At 44.1% G+C, this 18,419-nt stretch carries 17 protein-coding genes; 6 read left to right on the forward strand and 11 right to left on the reverse strand.

Annotation, left to right across the window (positions count from 1 at the left end; genetic code table 11):
- Positions 1-113 precede the first annotated feature (113 nt).
- From NFU07_RS05955 to NFU07_RS05965, 3 genes are all read left to right on the forward strand, one after another.
- On the forward strand, positions 114-680 hold the full coding sequence (locus NFU07_RS05955; RefSeq protein WP_251475801.1) for a glycerol-3-phosphate acyltransferase: 567 nt from the start codon (positions 114-116) through the stop codon (positions 678-680).
- Between the two features lie 137 nt (positions 681-817).
- Entirely contained in the window at positions 818-1,675 is an 858-nt protein-coding gene (locus tag NFU07_RS05960) for a DegV family protein (RefSeq protein ID WP_251475803.1), read from the forward strand.
- A gap of 126 nt (positions 1,676-1,801) precedes the next feature.
- The gene (locus NFU07_RS05965; RefSeq protein ID WP_251475805.1) at positions 1,802-2,821 is read left to right on the forward strand and encodes a DUF2804 domain-containing protein; all 1,020 of its coding nucleotides are present in this window, start codon (positions 1,802-1,804) and stop codon (positions 2,819-2,821) included.
- 69 nt (positions 2,822-2,890) lie between these two features.
- Here the strand turns inward: NFU07_RS05965 and NFU07_RS05970 are convergent, their stop codons facing one another.
- Both NFU07_RS05970 and kynA read right to left on the reverse strand, forming a co-directional pair.
- A complete protein-coding gene (locus tag NFU07_RS05970) occupies positions 2,891-3,604 on the reverse strand; it encodes a glycerophosphodiester phosphodiesterase (protein WP_251475807.1) in 714 nt (237 codons plus the stop codon).
- Between the two features lie 29 nt (positions 3,605-3,633).
- Complete coding sequence (gene kynA, locus NFU07_RS05975) at positions 3,634-4,488, reverse strand: tryptophan 2,3-dioxygenase (protein ID WP_251475808.1); 855 nt, start codon at positions 4,486-4,488, stop codon at positions 3,634-3,636.
- Positions 4,489-4,618: 130 nt separating this feature from the next.
- On the opposite strand from kynA, the gene NFU07_RS05980 reads away from it, so the two are divergent.
- Positions 4,619-5,125 (forward strand): YusW family protein, encoded by a 507-nt coding sequence (locus tag NFU07_RS05980; RefSeq protein WP_251475811.1) that lies wholly within the window; start codon positions 4,619-4,621, stop codon positions 5,123-5,125.
- A gap of 80 nt (positions 5,126-5,205) precedes the next feature.
- Here NFU07_RS05980 and NFU07_RS05985 read toward each other — a convergent pair whose 3' ends face one another.
- The gene (locus NFU07_RS05985) at positions 5,206-6,051 is read right to left on the reverse strand and encodes a GNAT family N-acetyltransferase (RefSeq protein WP_251475813.1); all 846 of its coding nucleotides are present in this window, start codon (positions 6,049-6,051) and stop codon (positions 5,206-5,208) included.
- 195 nt (positions 6,052-6,246) lie between these two features.
- Here NFU07_RS05985 and NFU07_RS05990 point away from each other — a divergent pair, with 195 nt between their 5' ends.
- Positions 6,247-7,296 (forward strand): acyltransferase family protein, encoded by a 1,050-nt coding sequence (locus NFU07_RS05990; protein WP_251475814.1) that lies wholly within the window; start codon positions 6,247-6,249, stop codon positions 7,294-7,296.
- A 43-nt stretch (positions 7,297-7,339) separates the two neighbouring features.
- Here NFU07_RS05990 and NFU07_RS05995 read toward each other — a convergent pair whose 3' ends face one another.
- The 5 genes from NFU07_RS05995 to NFU07_RS06015 all read right to left on the reverse strand — a co-directional run bounded on the left by NFU07_RS05995 (position 7,340) and on the right by NFU07_RS06015 (position 13,705).
- Entirely contained in the window at positions 7,340-9,163 is a 1,824-nt protein-coding gene (locus NFU07_RS05995) for an ABC transporter ATP-binding protein (RefSeq protein ID WP_251477130.1), read from the reverse strand.
- Positions 9,156-10,883: an ABC transporter ATP-binding protein gene (locus NFU07_RS06000; protein WP_251475816.1), complete on the reverse strand. Its 1,728-nt coding sequence runs from the start codon at positions 10,881-10,883 to the stop codon at positions 9,156-9,158. Before NFU07_RS06000 ends, NFU07_RS05995 begins: the two co-directional genes overlap by 8 nt.
- Positions 10,884-11,045: 162 nt before the next feature.
- On the reverse strand, positions 11,046-11,951 hold the full coding sequence (locus NFU07_RS06005; protein ID WP_251475818.1) for a DMT family transporter: 906 nt from the start codon (positions 11,949-11,951) through the stop codon (positions 11,046-11,048).
- A 120-nt stretch (positions 11,952-12,071) separates the two neighbouring features.
- Positions 12,072-13,133 (reverse strand): copper resistance D family protein, encoded by a 1,062-nt coding sequence (locus NFU07_RS06010; RefSeq protein ID WP_251475820.1) that lies wholly within the window; start codon positions 13,131-13,133, stop codon positions 12,072-12,074.
- The gene (locus NFU07_RS06015) at positions 13,130-13,705 is read right to left on the reverse strand and encodes a copper resistance CopC family protein (RefSeq protein WP_251475822.1); all 576 of its coding nucleotides are present in this window, start codon (positions 13,703-13,705) and stop codon (positions 13,130-13,132) included. Before NFU07_RS06015 ends, NFU07_RS06010 begins: the two co-directional genes overlap by 4 nt.
- A gap of 146 nt (positions 13,706-13,851) precedes the next feature.
- Between NFU07_RS06015 and NFU07_RS06020 the strand changes: the two genes are divergently transcribed.
- Entirely contained in the window at positions 13,852-15,858 is a 2,007-nt protein-coding gene (locus tag NFU07_RS06020) for a sensor domain-containing protein (protein WP_251475824.1), read from the forward strand.
- A 74-nt stretch (positions 15,859-15,932) separates the two neighbouring features.
- On the opposite strand, the gene NFU07_RS06025 is transcribed toward NFU07_RS06020, so the two are convergent.
- The 3 genes from NFU07_RS06025 to NFU07_RS06035 all read right to left on the reverse strand — a co-directional run bounded on the left by NFU07_RS06025 (position 15,933) and on the right by NFU07_RS06035 (position 18,415).
- Complete coding sequence (locus NFU07_RS06025) at positions 15,933-16,400, reverse strand: threonine/serine exporter family protein (protein ID WP_235197172.1); 468 nt, start codon at positions 16,398-16,400, stop codon at positions 15,933-15,935.
- 12 nt (positions 16,401-16,412) lie between these two features.
- On the reverse strand, positions 16,413-17,168 hold the full coding sequence (locus NFU07_RS06030) for a threonine/serine exporter family protein (protein WP_251475826.1): 756 nt from the start codon (positions 17,166-17,168) through the stop codon (positions 16,413-16,415).
- 107 nt (positions 17,169-17,275) lie between these two features.
- Positions 17,276-18,415, reverse strand: coding sequence for a zinc-dependent alcohol dehydrogenase (locus tag NFU07_RS06035; RefSeq protein ID WP_251475828.1), 1,140 nt, complete (start codon positions 18,413-18,415; stop codon positions 17,276-17,278).
- Positions 18,416-18,419: the final 4 nt, after the last annotated feature.

An 18,419-nucleotide genomic window follows, 5' to 3' on the forward strand; every position in this document is an offset into this window, starting at 1 on the left:
ATTTCCTTAAAGCAGGGGCTTTTTTTTGCCTTCATATAATTAGGGCCCATCACTTCCTTCTAAAGCACAAGCTGTATAAAATAGAAGAAAAGACGGCATTCGGGAGGAAACTCATGATTTTGTATTGGATAGCAGCATACCTTATCGGAAATTTTTTAACCGCCTGGTGGATCGGCAAATGGAAAGGCGTCGATCTTCAACAGCATCGAAGCGGAAATTTAGGTGCGCGAAATGCTGGCGCAGTCATTGGAAAAACGGCATTTTTGCTGACTTTCATCGGCGACGCCCTAAAGGCCGTAGCTGTTATTTGGCTTGGCCACTATCTGCAATATAGCGAGTGGGCCATTGCAGTCGGAGGTTTATTGGTCATTTGCGGCCACCTATTTCCTTTTTGGCTAAAAGGAAAAGGCGGGAAAGGAATTGCTTCTTTTATCGGGGCTTCACTTTATTTCACGCCGGAACTTTTTGCTATTATGTTTGTCGTTTTTCTCTTATTTTTTCCGTTCGTGAAAAGTGCTACCTTAACCATGCTATTTGCCATGGCTGCATACATCATCGGGATTTTTATTTTCGGAGAATTGCTGGTCTGGTGGCCGATGGCTGCAGCGATTTTTCTCATTTTGGCAAAACACCGGAACGACATTGCAGAATCGTTTCGCCAACGCTTTTCAAACGCTTAAAAGTTATTCTGTAAAAAGTTATTTTCTTTCGTGTTTCCATCCCGTTACCTTGCCTCGCTGTTTTCTCTATGAGGAAAATATTATTCGTGTTATAGTTTAATTATTCAAAATTATTAAATGACAGGATGATTAAACCTATGAAAAAACCAATTGCTTGGATCATGGACACTACAGGCTATGTAACCGACGAATTCAAGTCCCATCCGGACGTGTATATCGTTCCTTTGAATATCCACTTTGACGCTGAAGAATACATTGACGATGGAATCGATTTATCCAATACCGAACTCTATGAAAAAATTAAAAGTGCCAAAGAATTCCCTAAAACTTCACAGCCCTCGGCCGGAAAATTTGCAGAGCTATATGAAAAATTGAACGAACAATATGAATGTGCCATTGCCGTCCACGCGTCTGCCAAAATGAGCGGCACTATCGCCTCTTCGACAGCTGGAGCTGAAATGACCGGTTTCAAGGTTTATGCAGTGGATTCTCTTGCCCTCTCTTATGGATTAAGCGGATTGATTGAACGCGGAATGCTTCTTGAACAGCAAGGAAAAACAGCTGAAGAAATCGCGCATCGCTTGGAGCAGGAAGCACATGACTTCCGCAACTATATCTTGATCGGCAACCTTTCCCAGCTTTACAAAGGCGGACGGATGAGCGGAGCTCAGTACTATTTAGGCAGTTTGCTGAAAGTAAAGCCAATCGTACAAATCAGTGCAGAAGGTGAATTGCAGCCGATCGATAAAGTGCGGTCACATAAAAAAGCCGTTCAATATTTAATTGACCATGCAAAGCAGGACCATCAGGAATACGGCATAAATCGTTTTCAAATCATGCATGCCAATGTACACAATGAAGCTGAAAGTTTAAAACAGGAGCTGCTGAAGATTGCTCCGCAAGCAGAAATCCTGATCGGAGACTTAAGCTCTTCTTTAGCAGTCCATGCCGGTGAAGGCACCATTGCTTTAATGTGGAGAAAGAACGCCATCTGATTTATTGTCCACCTAAAAATGATTCGAGTCTTTATTTGAAAATTTGTTTTTCTAAACCGGTCATATCGGCTATTTGATAACTCGTCTGATACAATAGTAAGTAGAATGATGAGTGAGGTGGATTTAATGCAACATGTTGAACGGGAACTTACGGAAAATGTAATGCTTTGTGATGCAAAAGGCCAATTAAATCCTGGAGCGATTGGATACGCGCGCCAGCCGCTTGTCATCAGCAATTTGCGCGGCAATTTTATGCGTAAAAAGAAATGGAATTATTGGTGCGTTTTCGGAGAAGACATCATGTTCTCTGCCACTATCAGCCATCTTGATTATGCAACTGTCTGCTTTGTCTATTTTTTAAATTATGAAACTCAGCGATTCTTTGAAAAAACCGTGGTGGTGCCCTTTACCCGCCAACTTAAATTATCCAATGAAGTATTGGATACGAGCCATTTCCGCCATGAGGAAATGGATATCAACTTTGAATACAAAGAAAACCAGACCCTCCTCAACGTCCGGATTAAAGACTTTGACGGAGAACCGCTTCAAGCATCTCTTGTTATTCAGCATCCTGAATCGTATGAATCATTGAATGTGGTCATTCCATGGAACCGCCAAACTTTTCAATTCACTGGCAAGCACCACTCCCTCCCGACTTCGGGCGAAGTGAAAATTGGCAGCCAACGCTTTGAATTTGAACCGGATGAGAGCTTCGCCGTCCTCGATTATGGGCGAGGCGTTTGGCCGCGTGAATCTTCGTGGAATTGGGCGATGGCTTCCCAACGTTCACTCGGAAGATCAATCGGCTTGAATTTCGGCGGTAAATGGACGGATGGAACCGGTATGACGGAAAATGCATTTTTCGTCAACGGCAAAATGACCAAAATCCACGAAGATGTCATTTTTCATTACAATAAAGAGAATTACAAAGAACCGTGGCTGATCCACACCAAATTCTCAGATGACGTAAAGCTGACTTTTACGCCTTTTTTTGAACGGGTCTCAAAAACAGATGTGCGAGTGATTAAATCTGAAGTCCATCAGCTTTTCGGCTATTATAATGGCTACGTCCGTTATCCGGACGGCAAAAAAGTCAAAATTCTTCAAATGCTCGGAGCCATTGAAGAACATTATGCAAAATGGTGAAAAAGCAGAAATAGTTAAAAGCCCTAATTCATTCTTCATAAATAAAAGAGGCGCTGAGCAGCGCCTCTTTTATTTGAATTCGTTTAACATGCGTTCTGGATAATCGGTGAAAATTCCATGGACGCCTATTTTCCGTAGCTCTGATGCATATTCCACGCTGTTTACTGTATAGACATAGACAATCGCGCCTTTACGCAAAGCATCTGTCGCCATTCTCCGGAATGCGGAAGGCAAAGACAAATGGATGCGTGTCGTGCCGATAACGCGCGCATAATCGTAAACATCTACAAAGATCTGAGACGTTAAAATGGCAGATTCTATGTCGGTATCGCGGCATACTTTTTGAATGTCTTCGTGATTGAAAGAAGAAATGACAATCTGTTTGCCCATTCCAAACTTTTCAGCGCTTTCGATGACCTTATTGACCAAGGAATCATAAGGGAAAATATCCGACTTGATTTCGATATTAATACGATGAGATGTGTTTTCGAAAACGCTCAATACTTCCTCAAGAGTCGGGATGCGTTCACCTCTCCAATTATCCGAAAACCAAGATCCACAATCAAATTCCTTTAATTCCGATAAGGTCATGTCTTTTACGTAACCCTTGCCGTCTGTGGTGCGATTGATCTTTTCATCGTGAATGACGACAATTTCCCCATCCTTCGTAAGATGGACATCAATTTCCACCCCGTCAATCGGCAATTCGGCCGCTGCTTTAAAAGCAGCCAATGTATTTTCGGGATGCGTTCCCGAGCAGCCTCTATGTGCATATATCTTCATCTTTTTTTCTCTCTCCCCTGCTTAATCACTTAAATATCTGAACGCAGTTCCCAAAGTTCAGGGAAAAAGTATTGGTCCAGCACCTTTTTCAAATAATGCACGCCAGAAGATCCGCCTGTCCCTTGCTTGAAGCCGATGATCCGTTCTACAGTTTTCATATGGCGGAACCGCCATTGCTGAAGGGAATCTTCAATATCCACCAGTTTTTCTGCAAGTTGATAAAGCTCCCAGTGCTTGTCTACGTCCCGATAAACCGTCTTCCATGCAGCTTTAACGCTGTCGTTTGATTCGTAAACGGTCGTGACATCCCGGCTTAAGATAGCTTCATCAATCTTAAAGCCGCTTCTCGCCAATTTTTGAATAGCGGCGTCGTATAATCCAGGCTTTTGAAAAGCTTCCGTTAATGTATTGGAAAGAGCTGCATCTTTTTCGTAGATTTTAAGTACATGTTTTGTCTTATACCCTAATGCAAATTCAATTAACCGATATTGATAGGATTGAAATCCGCTGGCATTGCCTAAGTCGTCGCGGAACTCCATATATTCAGCGGGAGTCATCGTTGCCAACACGTCCCAGGCCTGGATAATCTGGGTTTGGATTTTGGAAACCCGGGCCATTTGCTTGAATGCGGGCTGGAGATCGTCTTCATCGATATTTCGGATGGCAGCATGCAGTTCATGCAAGATGAGTTTCATCCACAATTCAGATACTTGGTGGATGATAATAAAAAGAGATTCATCGTGATGTCCACTAACCCCCTCCTGCGCATCCAATAATTTATCCAAATGCAAATACTCCCCATAAGTCATACTTTCCTTAAAATCAGTGCGTATGTTCTTTTCAGCTGCAGCAGCTATATTTTGCCCATTTGTATACTTATCCATTGTAAAACTCCGTTCTGGCTCTTCTTCTACTAGGCTCGTCTTTTGTTTTAACTATTCTAAAATAACGATTAAAAAGCTAAAAACCGGGAATACATAGTTATAACGAATGACAATCGAAAGGATGACTTTCATGATTTCAACCAAAAAACCTTTATTGACTGCCTTGATGCTATCTTCTGCCATAGTTTTGGCTGCATGCGGAGATTCAGATGAAGTGACTGAACCCGTAGCCCCTGAACAGGAAACCCAGGAATCTGAAAATACAAGCGATGCAAGCCCAAGCGGCGGCATTGAAGAAGAAAATATTGGCGGCGGAACATTCGGCTTTACTGAATTCAGCGTAGACGCGGATTACCCTGAACTTGATGATGCAGTTGACGTCAGCTATGAAGAAGACAAGGACAAAGTCGAAGCGGAATACAGCAACCGTTTCTCTGAACAGAATTTATCCGGTAATGATGCAATGGACGAATTGGAACCTGCTTTCCAGCAATTAGAGATTACAAAAGATTCCACTGATGACGAAGCGATCCAGCAAGTCGTCGAAGCATTCGGTCTAGAAGACGGCTATACATCAATGGAAGTCGAAGTCCGCTTTGAAGATGGCACTGAAAAAGAATTCAGAGCCCAAAACTAATAAGTAAGATTGGTTTTCAAAATAGCCGCTTGCAATTGCAGGCGGTTTTTACATTGCCTGAATTCCGCTCTTCTTTTCTATTACGCTTTTCGTTTTGTCCAATACGCAATTGTCTGGACAGGTTCAAATTGTGATTTCCGATAAATCTGCAATGCGTCATTGGCCGTTTCTACATCCAGCATAATTTGCTCCATCCCTTGTATATGGGCCATGTAGCGGCTCCATAAGAGAAAGGCTTTGCCGTATCCCTTGCCTTGCTGAGCTGGGTCGACAGCGAAAGCAGTCAGCCATAAAGCGCCATCTTCTTGCACGAGTGTAGCAGTAGCGACAAGTTCCCCGTCTTTTTTCATCACCCAAATTTCCCGGCCCTCTTCGGCTTGATTAAAAGCGATTACTGGCAAGATATCAGAATCGAAAGCGGATACGAGCAGGGTTTCCAGCTCTTCGATTCGGCCATCAAAAGGAAGAATTGAAAGTCCCTCTGGCAAAGCGATTTCTTTTAACGAGTCGGCAGCCATTTGGATTTCTTTAAAATCAGGACCATACCCTAAGCTTTGCAGAAATTTCTCTGCGTCTGGATTTTCGATAAAAGCAGCCAGTGCTCCGTCTGCCTGCCGCTGTTCATGTCCATGATGAATGCCGTCAGCAAGTGCTGAACCGATCGACATTCTGCGATATTCAGGATGCACAAATACAGACCATTCATAATGATGGAGGTTGACAATATCCGTAGAAGTCGCAAAACCGATAAGCTGCCCCTCTTCTGTATAAGCCAAAACAGCAAAGCCTCGGATATTCGGTTGATTCCAAGAAGCTTCTTGAAGAACTGTGCTGTAGCTCCCTCCGAATTCTGTCAGCAAATGCTTCATATCTTGGATTGTGTAGGAATCCAACGGAAATGATTCGATTGATAGTGAAATATTCATTTCCCACCATCCTTCCTTTAACTTTTTAATAAATATTGCTAATTTTTCACATAACATATTATGATGACATTCTTTAGTTTATGGTATCACATGATCACAGAATTTAACGAACTTTTACCGTTGTGTAACATCGGTTTAAATCGCCTTTTCTTCGGCTATACTAGTCTGGTTAGCAAAATTCTGGAGGTAGGCAAAATGGCTAAAGCACGTTTAACTTGGGTAGATGCAGCAAAAGGTTTTTTAATGATTCTCGTTGTGGTGGGACATTATTCTGGTCCGACTATGACCGATTTTCCATTTATTAAATACATATACTGGTTCCACATGCCCGCATTCTTTATTTTAAGTGGATTATTTTTTAAACCCATAACTGAAAACAGTAAATTGAAACCGGCAATCCATAAAAGGTTGATGCAATTGATGGTCCCTTACTTGTTCTTTTTGCTTCTTCTTACATCCATAAAATATGGAATGGCTATTGGAGAAGGCACCTTTACAGCGGCCTTCTTCAAGCAGGATCTGATTGAACTGGCCGTCGGCGGTCGTTTTCTACGCGGAGAGCATGGCGTCTTCTGGTTTATCACCGTAATGTTCGCTACTCATTTACTGTTCTTATGGATCACGCGCATGAAGCGCCTGTTCCAATTCATGATTCTCGCAGCTTGTTATGCAGTTGCTGAAATTGAAGGGGCCTTTGCAATGGGTCTAGCTAACGAACCCGATATCGCCTCTATGCAAATTCCAATGATTTGGAATTTGGATGTCGTCTTGATGGCGGTCGTTTACTTTGCCATCGGTTATTATTTCAAGAAATTTTGGATGAATATTCCTACACTTGCACTTGCTGCCGCTGCAGCTGTCGCCTTTATGGCATTCCGTGCTGATGAAATGGGGTGGATCGATTATCATTTGAGCATGAAATTTCTCCGCTATGACCATGCTGTTCTGGATTTAGTCATTCCATTAGCGTTTACTGTCGTCATCATCGGCTTTTTTCAAAAAGTCACACCGATTATTCGGATGCCTTGGTTTGAAAAAATTGAAGCGCATTCGATTTCGATTATGTACTTGCATATCTTCATCGGCTTTATGGTAGAAGATTTCTTGCCATACAATGTCTTTACGTATTCTTTCTTCGGATTGATGGTTCCGATTGTGTTGTCCATCCTTATTCCTAAAACCATCCCACTTGGAGAAATCCTGATCGGCCGTTTCAAACCGCGATCCGCCATCCAAACTCATTAAAAAAGGGTTGTCCCAAAAGCAATTTGGGACAACCCTTTTCATTTTATAATTTTGCATCTTCAAGCATGTTCGCGTAAATTCCGCCTTTTTCAAGAAGCTGCTGTTGCGTGCCTGACTCAACCAACCGGCCCATTTCCATCACGAATACAACATCGGCTTTTCGGACCGTATTCAATCGATGGGCAATGACAAAGCTGGTTCTGCCGACCATCAAGCGTTCAAGGGCTTCCTGGATTTTCAATTCGGTGACGGTATCAATGCTGCTAGTCGCTTCGTCCAAAAGAAGGATAACCGGATCGGCGATAAGCGCACGGGCTATCGACAGCAATTGCTTCTGCCCTTGGCTGATCATAGAGCCGTCTCCTTTGAGAATCGTTTCATAGCCATCTGGGAGCTTCTCGATGAACTCATGGGCATTGGCTTTTTCTGCCGCTGCTCTCACTTCCTCATCAGTCGCGTCCAGCCGCCCGTAGCGAATGTTTTCATAAACACTGGCTTCGAATAAAAAAGGATCTTGCAGGACAAAAGCGATTTGCTTCCGCAATGTTTCTCTCGGCATTGATGCAATCGGGGTGCCGTCTAGACGGATCTCGCCTTCATTGGCATCATAGAATCTTGCCAATAATTGCATGATCGTCGTTTTGCCAGCACCGGTAGCGCCGACTAAAGCGGCTGTTTGACCAATCCCCACATTAAAACTGACATCGCGGATGGTCCAATCCTCTTCTGCCCCTTCATATTTGAACGATACATTATCGAATTCAACATAACCTTGCAATTCTTTCTCTGCATTCAATACTTGATCGTCTTTTTCTTCCGTTTCTTCCATGATGGCAAAAACGCGCTCTGCTCCAGCAATGGCCGACAATACCGTGTTGAACTGGTTTGCCAAATCATTTAGTGGACGCGTGAATTGCCGTGCATACTCCGTAAAGATGACAATCACACCGATTGAAACGCTGCCGTTAAGGGCTAATATCCCACCCACTCCAGCTACGATTGCAAAACTCGCGTTGTTAAGAAAGTTCATCACCTTTGGAATGAAACCGGAATAGGTCCAGGCCCAGAAACCGGTCTGGCGCAGGCGCTCGCTTTTTTCCAAGAACTCCTCCATCACTCTCGGTTCCTGGGAAAAAGCTTTTACGATTTTCTGCCCGGAGATGGTTTCTTCGATCATCCCGTTCAATTCGCCGATGGCATGCTGCTGTTCTTTATAAAGGCGGCCTGTGCGCTTCGTAATCCATTGCATGGAAATATACATCAACGGAATGATGATGAGCGTCAATACGGTAAGCAAAGGGCTGAGCCATAACATGACCACAACTGTTCCGGTCAAAGTCAGCAGGCTCGAAAATACTTGGATAAACGAGCTGTTTAAAGTAGAAGATACGTTTTCGATGTCATTGGTCATCCGGCTCATCAATTCGCCGTGCTGCCGTTTATCGAAAAAAGATACCGGCAAGCGCTGAAGATGTTCGAATAAACCGTTCCGCATCCGGTAAATGACTTGTTGAGCAATGCCGACCATCCAGTAATTCTGCAAATACAAGGAAACGGAATGGCCAATGTACACCACTATCAGCCAGGCAATAATGATTCCCATCCCGTCAAAAGCTTCCGGCACAATATACTGGTCTATAATATGGCCGATCAGAAACGGCCCCAACAGAGCCAGTGCTGAACTCACGAAGACCAATGACAATACGGCAATCAATAGGAGACGGTGTTCGTCCACGAGTTTCCAGATGCGCAGAAGCGTTGATTTCCAATTGTTTGCGCGTTCCGTCTTTTTATCGTCTTTCTTTTTTAAATCCTCTTTTCTGATGATCGGTTCATATCCAAAAGGGCGCCGGATGGCATCAAACATATTCATCCACCTCCTCTTCCTGTTGTGACAAGGCTATCTGTCTGTATAAAGCGGATTTTTCCAACAACTCCTGATGAGTTCCGTAAGCTGAAATCTCGCCTTCTTCCAGCAGGAGAATCCGGTCCGCTTTCATGGCCGTCCGGATTTTTTGGGTAACTACAAGCATCGTCGCGCGCTCGCGGTCCAGTTCTTCCCAAAGAGCGGCTTCCGTTTTCACATCCAAGGCGCTTGTGCTGTCATCTAAAATCAGAATGGCCGGTTCCCGTACGAGTGCACGGGCAATCGATAGCCGCTGCTTTTGGCCGCCGGATAAATTGACGCCTTTTTGTCCGACCCTTGTATCGTAAGCTTTCGGGAAATGTTCTACCGTATCATGGATTTGCGCTTTAATGGCCGCATCCTCGAGTTCATCTTGCGCAGCCTTGTCTTTGCCCCAAGAAAGGTTATCTGAAATCGTTCCCGTGAACAGAAGCGATTGCTGCGGGACAATCCCGATGCTTTTACGCAGCGCTGGCAATGACCATTCTTGGACATCTACGCCATGTATCCGCACGCTGCCTTCAGTCGCGTCGTAAAAACGCGGAATAAGCTGAAGCAATGAGGATTTCCCTGAACCTGTCGCACCCATGATCGCCAGTTTCTCGTTTGGTTTTATTTCAAACGAAATGTCTTTTAACACTTGAGCGGAAGTTCCCGGATAGGAGAATGAAACATTTTCAAAAACGACTGTTCCGTCTTCGACAGCTGCCTGCTTTCCTTGTCCATCCTTTTCCAAAACATTTTCAGCCAATAAAATCTCTTCAATCCGTTCAGATGAAGCCTTTGAACGGGCAAAAGCCATAATGATGAATGAAAACATCGAAAATGCACCGGTCATGCGCATCGCATAGTTGACAATCGCCACCAGCTCGCCAATCTGGGCGCCGTTTGCCTGTATTTGTGAAGCCCCGAACCATAAAACAGCAAGCAGCGACACGTTCATGCCAAAAAGTAAAATCGGCAAAATTGTTTCCATGATCCGGAATGCTTTGACTGTATCTATTTTCAAGGAATCGGCCACTTCAGAAAAGCGGTTCGATTCATACTTGCCGCGGAGATACGCTTTGATCAAGCGGACAGCTTGAAGATTTTCTTGGATCATCCGATTCAGGCGATCCAACCGCTGCTGGACAAAGCTGAAATAGCGGACGCCTTTCAATACCATGAAATAAAGGAATGCCAATAGAAATGGGAACACGAGAACTAAGTAAACCGCAAGCTTCGCATTGACCACCAGCGCCATGATCATACTGCCGATTACAAGGAGCGGAGCACGCAGCATGATGCGCAGTCCCATGAACAGAATCTGCTGGACGAGCGTCACATCGCTCGTCAAACGGGTGATCAACCCTGAAGCCGGAAACTTATTGAACGTCGCAAGCGAAAAGGATTGGATCTTGCCATAAACGGCTTTGCGAAGATCAAATGAAAAACTTTGGGAGACATGCGCAGCGTAGTAGGAATTCACGATGCCTGACAGCAAGGCAATAAATGAAAGGGCCATCAGAACAATTCCGTATTGGACAATCCGGTCCTGATCTCCTTCCAGAATCCCATCGTCGATGATTTTGGCGATGACGAGAGGCTGCATCAACTCAACCGTGAGTTCAAGCAACATAAGAAACAACGCAAAAATTATGGGGATCTTATAGGGTTTAGCATATGCAAAAACAGTCTTCATTGGTGTAGCCCCCTAAACATTTCGAAACACGAATCTTTTGTTGACTATTATGCCACAGTTTTCTGACAACAGGTAGCAAAAGTCATTAGAAAATGAAAAAGGCGATGCATTTTTTGCATCACCTTTTGGTTTAAGCTTATGTATACGTCCAGACCTGAAGTTTTATGCTTTTTTTGTTTTCTTCTCTCCAGCAAGTGACAGCCAAGTGACGAAAACGAGCATGACGAGCGCTCCGGCAAGTTGAAGCGGCTCCAATAATTGATTGAACCAAAGGACTGAAATCACCATTGCCGTCAGCGGTTCGAACGAAGAAAGAATGCTCGTCTCAACGGCTGTGATATAGCGCATGCTGCTCAAGAACAACACAAAAGCAATCGTGCCGATAATGATGATGGTACAGATTGCGAGAACCAATCCGCCCTGTGACAATTTCGGCCATTCATCCGAAAGGAAAATCGGATTCGCCAAGCCGAGAAAAATCCCGCCAAACAACATCGACCAGCCAACTACGAGCAGCACTCCCCATTCCTGCATCAACCTAGCGGGATACAGCGTATAGAAAGCAAAAGTCAGCCCTACAAGAATTCCCCAGAATAAAGCTTCACCGCTAATGATCAATTGCGTCGGCTTGCCGTTTGTCAAAAGCAGAAACAGCCCGGCCAAGGTTCCAATCATCCCAACCACTTGATAAACCGGCGGCCATTTCCGTTGGCGCAGTGAAATGAAGAGGATAATGTAAATAGGCGCTAGAAACTGCAGCAAGGTCGCAACTACCGCATCGCTTGCTTCTATGGCCGCAACAAAACTAAATTGCACACCGAGCATACCGAATAACGAAAAGATGATCAATGGCATTATCCAGATCTTCCCCGTGAAAATAGCTGTTACCCTAACTTTTTTCAGCTTCAGGAAAAGCAATAGAAGCAATCCCGCAACGGTCAGCCGAATGGTCAGTAAGAACGAAACTGAAATGCCGAATTCTGCCATTGTCCACTCCATTAATGGGCCTGTCGCACCCCACAGCATAGCCCCCGATAAAATCATGGCAATCCCTTTCAAACGTTCCATCAAATCGCTCCTTTCCATATGAAAAACCAATCCCGGGAGATTGGTTCCAGTTTTCATTGACTAAATTCCAGTACGGCTTCACTGATTCTCATAGACGCAGATAGGCGCTGCACTGTTTTTTCAATAAGACATATTTAACATTAAACCGATATAAGATGCAATGATAAATCCGCTTCCGCATAAAATTGATAGCCAAGGCGATAATGCGCGCTTGTAGCCAATGACCATCATGGCAAGCAGCAGCAGCCCGAGTACAATAAATAAGATACCGTTAATGGATGCATCCCAGCTTCCATCGATCGGGATATAGAGAGGACCTTTCAACATTTCTAAAAATGGCGCCGGTCCTTCCGATCTGAATGTGTTATTGATATTATGCGGCGGTGCTTGCTTGCTCATGATTGCCGTAAATAGGAAAACGAGAAGCAATAGGCCGCTTTCTGCGCGGAGCCATGCCCGTTCATAATATTTTCGTTTATTCAAGAAGCCATTGATCGCTGCTGCTGCGAGCAGCGGCAAGATGCTCAAATGCTTCAGCAACAGGAGCTGGCCATAAGGCAATACCCAAGAGCGGGCATATTGCGAAGGCTCTACGAAAAACAACATGATGGCAATGCCGCTCGCAAACAAGATGGCGACACAAGCGATGGCAAACGGCGTAAACCACGAAAGAAAACTTCGCCATTCCGTTTTGCTTTCCGCAAACCACGAAACGTGCAGCAAAATTCCTGTCCAAACGGCCATAGCAAGAAAATGAATCGTGTGGCTCGCGAATCCTCCCCATAAATTCAAGGTCGAAACATGGCTAAAGTAGCCGACCGCTAATATAAGGACGCCTAAAAAATACACGGTGATATGTTTTGAAAAATTGAGCAAGATTGCTGCTGCTAAAATGACGCAGAATAATCCCGTCACGATCCAGCCATGGCCAGTCCGGTAATCCACTAGCACCGAAAAGAAAACAGCAAACCAACTTTGGTCATCTGCAAGGAAGTTCGTCAATTCGATGACCGGTGCCATGGAAAACAAAGCAATGGCAGCTACGCTCAACAGTTCAAGAACTTTCGATTCACGGAGAACCGGCTTTTTCGAAATCGGTACGAACTTCAAAACAACCGAGCCTGCCAAGTATGAAAATGCGATGTAGACGAAAACATCGGACAAAGCTGTAAAAGCGATCATCGTTTGTTCTTCATGAGCTTAACCATTCCCGCCGCGACTAAAATAATGGCAGCAACAATCAATACAGTCACCCATACGTTGCTGTTTTCTTCCTCGCTTTGTGCGGTTTCGGCAGCTTCTGCCGTTTCACCAGACTCTTCTTCAATTGCCGATTCTTCTTCAGCCGTTTCTTCTGAAGCTTCCTCTTGAGGAGCTTCAACATCTACACCGAAAAGAATTTGCCCTTCAATCGGATGTCCGTCTTCACCGATGATTTTCCAGTCGATGATGTATTGGCCATTTGGCAGTTCGTTCGTTACTTCACCGGTCATAATATTATCAGCTACGGTGATTTCACTTAACTCAATGGAATCTTCTGGCCCACTTAACGTCATGGAACTGCCTTCTTCGATCACTGTTCCGAATTCCAGTTCAATTTTTTCTGGTTGAGTAGATAATACTTCCCCTTCGGATGGATTGGATGCAGTCAAAGTGGTATGCGCCATTGCAGTAAATGGCACGAGGAAAATAAATAAAATTAACAAAATGGCAACTTTTCTCATGAACGCTCTCACTTCTTTCAAATTTTTCATTTTTTCTTCCCCCATTCTCTCATGATTGCTAAAATAAATATAGTTAATGTATAGTAAAATAATTGATACAAAAATTGGGAAAAGGATGACGATAGTCCTTTTCTTCTCTATAATGAAGGTAGACTTACGAGAAGGAGCGTCATGGCATGAGCGAATTGCAACAAATACTTTCCGACAACCTGGTTTTTAACCATATCCCTTTTCCAATCATCATTATGGATAAAGACGGACTTGTGGTATGGTGCAACCGTCATGCGGAGCGTGTATTTCAATTAGAACCTGAAACGATTAAAGGCACATTATATCCTTATATGAATCCCGAAAAAGCAGCTCTTTACAAACAAACATGGGAAAACATCATACATAGCAAAGAGCCGATCCGTTTCGAAGAGGTAGAAGTTGGCCTTGGAGATGGAACACGTACGTATACGACAATTGTGACCAAAGCTTTCGCTTCCGGCGATGAGCGATTTGTGATGTCCATATTTGAAGTGGATGAATCCACGGAAGAAATATCGGCTAGCCGCGAATTGAACAGCCTGCGCGATGGTTTGGATGCTTCATTCATGTTGTTGTATTTTGATGAAGAATTCTTGATCACTTATGCCAATCCGCTGTTCCTGAAATTAAGCAAATGGACGCCGAAACGGATTCTCGGCAAACCCATCTGGCAAATGTTCGGTGAAGAAAGCGACGATGTGAATTTCGTCGAAAACTTGATCAGCACGTTAAGAAGCGGCAAAGTATGGAATGGCCAAGCCAAGAAATTGAAAAAAGACGGCGAAGAGTATTGGGTGGAATTAACAGCGATTCCGATGGATTTAAAAGGAGACGATACGTATTACATCTTCTTGGAAAAAGACATCACTGCTGCTAAAAAAGCGCAGCACCATTTAGAAGAAATTGCCTTTATTGATCCGATTACAGGACTTGAGAACCGCCATCGCCTTGAACAAGTAGTCAATGACCATATTAAAGAAGGAAAGCATTTTTCATTCGTCTTCTTCGATATTGACCGTTTTTACACATTGCGCGACGTTTCCGATACAGATACCGAAAATGAATTATTGACTGAATTTACAAAACGCCTGCGCATGTATTTTTCGGATTCGATCATTACGCGTGCAGGATTGCATGAATTTGCTTTGATTACGCCTCTCAGCAATTGGTTTATCGAAGGTTTCCTGCATTATTTGCAGCAACACCCAATCTATATCCAGGGAACTGCGATTCCGTTGACCGTGAGCGGTGCCATTACACGCTATCCGGAAGATCAGCAATCCTTTGTCCACTTGATCAAAGCTTCTCATGTCACCATCAAAAAAGTAAAAGAGCGCGGCGGCAGTGCGATTTCAGCATTGACTTCCGACGACCATGAACGGTTGAACCGCAAATCCTTGATTGAAAAGCGCCTAATCCATGCATTAGATCGCCACAATTTGCATTTAATGTATCAGCCGCAAGTCAATTTGAGCACAGGAATCGTCGAGCGTGTCGAAGCTTTGGTGCGCTGGGAAGATTCTGAAGTGGGCATCGTAACTCCGGAAGAACTGATTCCGATTGCCGAAGAAAATGGCATGATCCATGAAATCGGCATGTTCGTTCTCGAAACGGTTTGCGCCCAGATAAAAGAATGGAACTCCCGCGGCATCCACATGAACGTCAGCATCAACTCGTCTATCCGTGAATTCCGCGACAAGGATATGGCAAAATCATTCTTGGAACAAATCCAGTTGAATAGCTGTGATCCAAGTGCTTTGACCATCGAAATCACTGAGAAATTTGCATTGGAAGCAGAAGCAGAACGCTCCATCATTAAACAGATGAAACAATTAAACCAGGCAGGCATTTCGTTCGCCCTTGATGATTTTGGAACGGGCTATGCATCATTCCGCTATATGCTGATGTTGCCGATATCGAGCTTGAAGATCGACCGGACCATTATCCAATCCATCACGAAACAAGAAAAAATGCAGAAAATGATCAAAGGCATGATCCAATTCGGCAAGAGTCTGGACTTCCAAGTCATTGCCGAAGGCGTCGAGACCAATGAACAACTGGAACTTTTACGTGCCATGAACTGCGACATGATCCAAGGCTTCATCACCGGGCACCCAATGGAAGCAAAAGAGTTGAAGAAATGGTTGAATTAATGTAGAAAAGCGGAAGCGGCCACATTCCACTTCCAAAACACCTATAACTATAAAAAATCGGCATGTCCAAAACATCAGTTTTGGGTCATGCCGATTTTTCGTTGGATGCGTTTCGCTTGCCGCTTGAAAAAGAGCTGCATCAAGACTTCTGCAAATACCAGTCCCATTGCGACCGCGCCTGAAATCATCAAAGCTTCAGAAGCGTAAGTGATAGCTTCCAAGTAATTATTCTCTACAATATTACGCATCGCATTATAAGCTTTGCTTCCTGGAACTAACGGAATGATGCCCGCAACACTGAAAATGATCATCGGCATCTTGAACTTTTTAGCCAATAAGTGGGCAACTAACGCCACCCCAAAAGCTCCGGCGAAAGAGGCTTGCGTGGTATCGTCCAACACCAATACATAGCTCCGGTAAATCAGCCATCCGGTCATACCTACCAGCCCGCAGCTGAGCAAAGTTTTTCGAGGTGTATTGAAAATAACGCCAAATGAGCCTGCTGCTAAAAAACTAAGAAACGCTTCTAATGGCCAATTCATCCAATCCCTCCTTTAAAATGACAGCACCAAAGCAATTCCGGCACCTATCGCAAAAGCCGTCAGAAAAGCTTCCGCTCCTTTTGAAAGCCCCGAAACAAAATGGCCGGCCATCAAATCGCGGACGGCATTCGTGATCAATAGCCCTGGTACCAGCGGCATGATTGAGCCGATAATGATGGTATCGAGATCAGTTCCATAGCCCGAATAGACCGCGAGCAACGCGAGAATTCCGATTGCCAATGCTCCGATAAATTCCGCAAAGAACTTGACACGGGTTTGGATTAAAATCGTTTCAACTATGATAAAACCCGTTCCTCCAAATACAAAAGCGAATGGCAAATCGCTCCAGCTGCCGCCAAGCAATATGAGAAAACAGCCGCTTGCCATGGCAGCCGCAAGGATTTGCAGCCATATATGAAATTTATAATTTGTCTGATCAATCACTTGCAATTCTTCATAAGCTTTTTGCAAAGTATATTCTCCAGAAACCAACCGACGCGAAACAGCGTTGACTAATGCCACCCGCTCCAAGTCTGTTTGCCGGTCATTAATGCGGACAAAACGGGTAGCCATTTCTTCCGTTGGCGAAAACATGATACCCGTTGGTGTAACAAAACAATGCGAATGTGTCATCTTTTGTGAAATTGCCATCCGGATCATCGTGTCTTCCACACGGTAAGTTTCTGCACCGTTCTCCATCAAAATCTTACCAGCCAATAAAAAACAATCCAGGGCAAGCTCGCGCCTTGTTTCTCCAATTTCAGCCACATGCTTTCCCTCCTTACATTTCACAATTCATCATAACGCATTAACGCAAAAATATAAACGCCTCTTAAGCCAGAGGCGTTTATACTTTGTATTCCCATTATTCACTTTTAAGGTTTCAAAATAACTTTTGTGCAATCGTCTGTGTGGTCATTGAAAATTTGATAAGCTTCGCTCGCTTTTTCAAGCGGCATAATATGAGAAATGATTTCTCGAGGATCAAATTCCCCGTTTTCAATTTTCTCGTAAAGCATTGGCATCAAGTGAACGACTGGTGCTTGTCCCATTTTCATCGTAACATTTCGTTCGAAAATATTGCCGAGCGGGAACATATTGTAATTTAAGCCATAAACTCCAGTCAATTGAATCGTACCAAATTTGCTTACCGCATCTTTTGCGATATCAATGGCGCTTAACGTACCGCCTTGCAATTTCAATTTCTGCTGAACTGCTTCTGCCGCTGATTTCTTCCCGTCCATTCCGACACAGTCAATCACGACATGGGCTCCACCGCTTGTAATTTCATGAATATAGGCACCCATATTATCGTGCTGCGAAAAGTCGAAAACTTCGACGTTATTCATTTCTTTTGCCTTTTGCATGCGGTATGGAATTTCATCCACGGCAATAACACGCTTCGCGCCTTTCATCCAAGCGAATTTTTGGGTCATTAAACCAATAGGTCCGCAGCCAAGTACAACTACTGTATCGCCTGGTTTGACGCCTGAATGTTCAACACTCCACCAAGCTGTCGGCAATACGTCCGACAGGAAGAGGACAGATTCATCTTCTAACTCTGAAGATTCCGGAATGACGAATGGCAGGAAGTTTCCATAAGGGACTCTTAAGTATTCGGCTTGACCGCCTTGATAATTCCCGTAGCGCTCTGTAAAGCCGAAATAGCCGCCTGTATCAAAATGCGGATTGCCGTTTGAATTATCACATTGGCTTTCCATATCATGGGTACAATAATGGCATTGTCCGCAACTTACGTTAAATGGCAGAACAATGCGGTCGCCTTTTTTCACTTTTGTGACTTCAGGTCCAACTTCTTCGACAATCCCCATCGGTTCGTGTCCGATGACATAATCTTTTCTGGCAGGCAATGCCCCTTGATACATGTGCAAATCGGAGCCGCAAATCGCTGTAGAAGTAATTTTCACAATGATATCGTCTTTTTTCAAAAGCTCCGGATCTTTCACATTTTTAACTCTCATATCCTTGACGCCTTGAAACGTTACTGCTTTCATCCAT

Origin of the sequence: Planococcus sp. NCCP-2050 (assembly GCF_023708025.1) — a bacterium.
In the GTDB taxonomy this organism is placed as follows: Bacteria; Bacillota; Bacilli; order Bacillales_A; family Planococcaceae; genus Planococcus.

Excerpts from the sequence above, each read along its gene's own strand:
- NFU07_RS05955 (WP_251475801.1), top strand. The coding sequence starts at position 114 with ATGATTTTGTATTGGATAGCAGCATACCTTATCGGAAATTTTTTAACC.
- NFU07_RS05960 (WP_251475803.1), top strand. The coding sequence starts at position 818 with ATGAAAAAACCAATTGCTTGGATCATGGACACTACAGGCTATGTAACC.
- NFU07_RS05965 (WP_251475805.1), top strand. The coding sequence starts at position 1,802 with ATGCAACATGTTGAACGGGAACTTACGGAAAATGTAATGCTTTGTGAT.
- NFU07_RS05970 (WP_251475807.1), bottom strand. The coding sequence starts at position 3,604 with ATGAAGATATATGCACATAGAGGCTGCTCGGGAACGCATCCCGAAAAT.
- kynA (WP_251475808.1), bottom strand. The coding sequence starts at position 4,488 with ATGGATAAGTATACAAATGGGCAAAATATAGCTGCTGCAGCTGAAAAG.
- NFU07_RS05980 (WP_251475811.1), top strand. The coding sequence starts at position 4,619 with ATGATTTCAACCAAAAAACCTTTATTGACTGCCTTGATGCTATCTTCT.
- NFU07_RS05985 (WP_251475813.1), bottom strand. The coding sequence starts at position 6,051 with ATGAATATTTCACTATCAATCGAATCATTTCCGTTGGATTCCTACACA.
- NFU07_RS05990 (WP_251475814.1), top strand. The coding sequence starts at position 6,247 with ATGGCTAAAGCACGTTTAACTTGGGTAGATGCAGCAAAAGGTTTTTTA.
- NFU07_RS05995 (WP_251477130.1), bottom strand. The coding sequence starts at position 9,163 with ATGTTTGATGCCATCCGGCGCCCTTTTGGATATGAACCGATCATCAGA.
- NFU07_RS06000 (WP_251475816.1), bottom strand. The coding sequence starts at position 10,883 with ATGAAGACTGTTTTTGCATATGCTAAACCCTATAAGATCCCCATAATT.
- NFU07_RS06005 (WP_251475818.1), bottom strand. The coding sequence starts at position 11,951 with ATGGAACGTTTGAAAGGGATTGCCATGATTTTATCGGGGGCTATGCTG.
- NFU07_RS06010 (WP_251475820.1), bottom strand. The coding sequence starts at position 13,133 with ATGATCGCTTTTACAGCTTTGTCCGATGTTTTCGTCTACATCGCATTT.
- NFU07_RS06015 (WP_251475822.1), bottom strand. The coding sequence starts at position 13,705 with ATGAAAAATTTGAAAGAAGTGAGAGCGTTCATGAGAAAAGTTGCCATT.
- NFU07_RS06020 (WP_251475824.1), top strand. The coding sequence starts at position 13,852 with ATGAGCGAATTGCAACAAATACTTTCCGACAACCTGGTTTTTAACCAT.
- NFU07_RS06025 (WP_235197172.1), bottom strand. The coding sequence starts at position 16,400 with ATGAATTGGCCATTAGAAGCGTTTCTTAGTTTTTTAGCAGCAGGCTCA.
- NFU07_RS06035 (WP_251475828.1), bottom strand. The coding sequence starts at position 18,415 with ATGAAAGCAGTAACGTTTCAAGGCGTCAAGGATATGAGAGTTAAAAAT.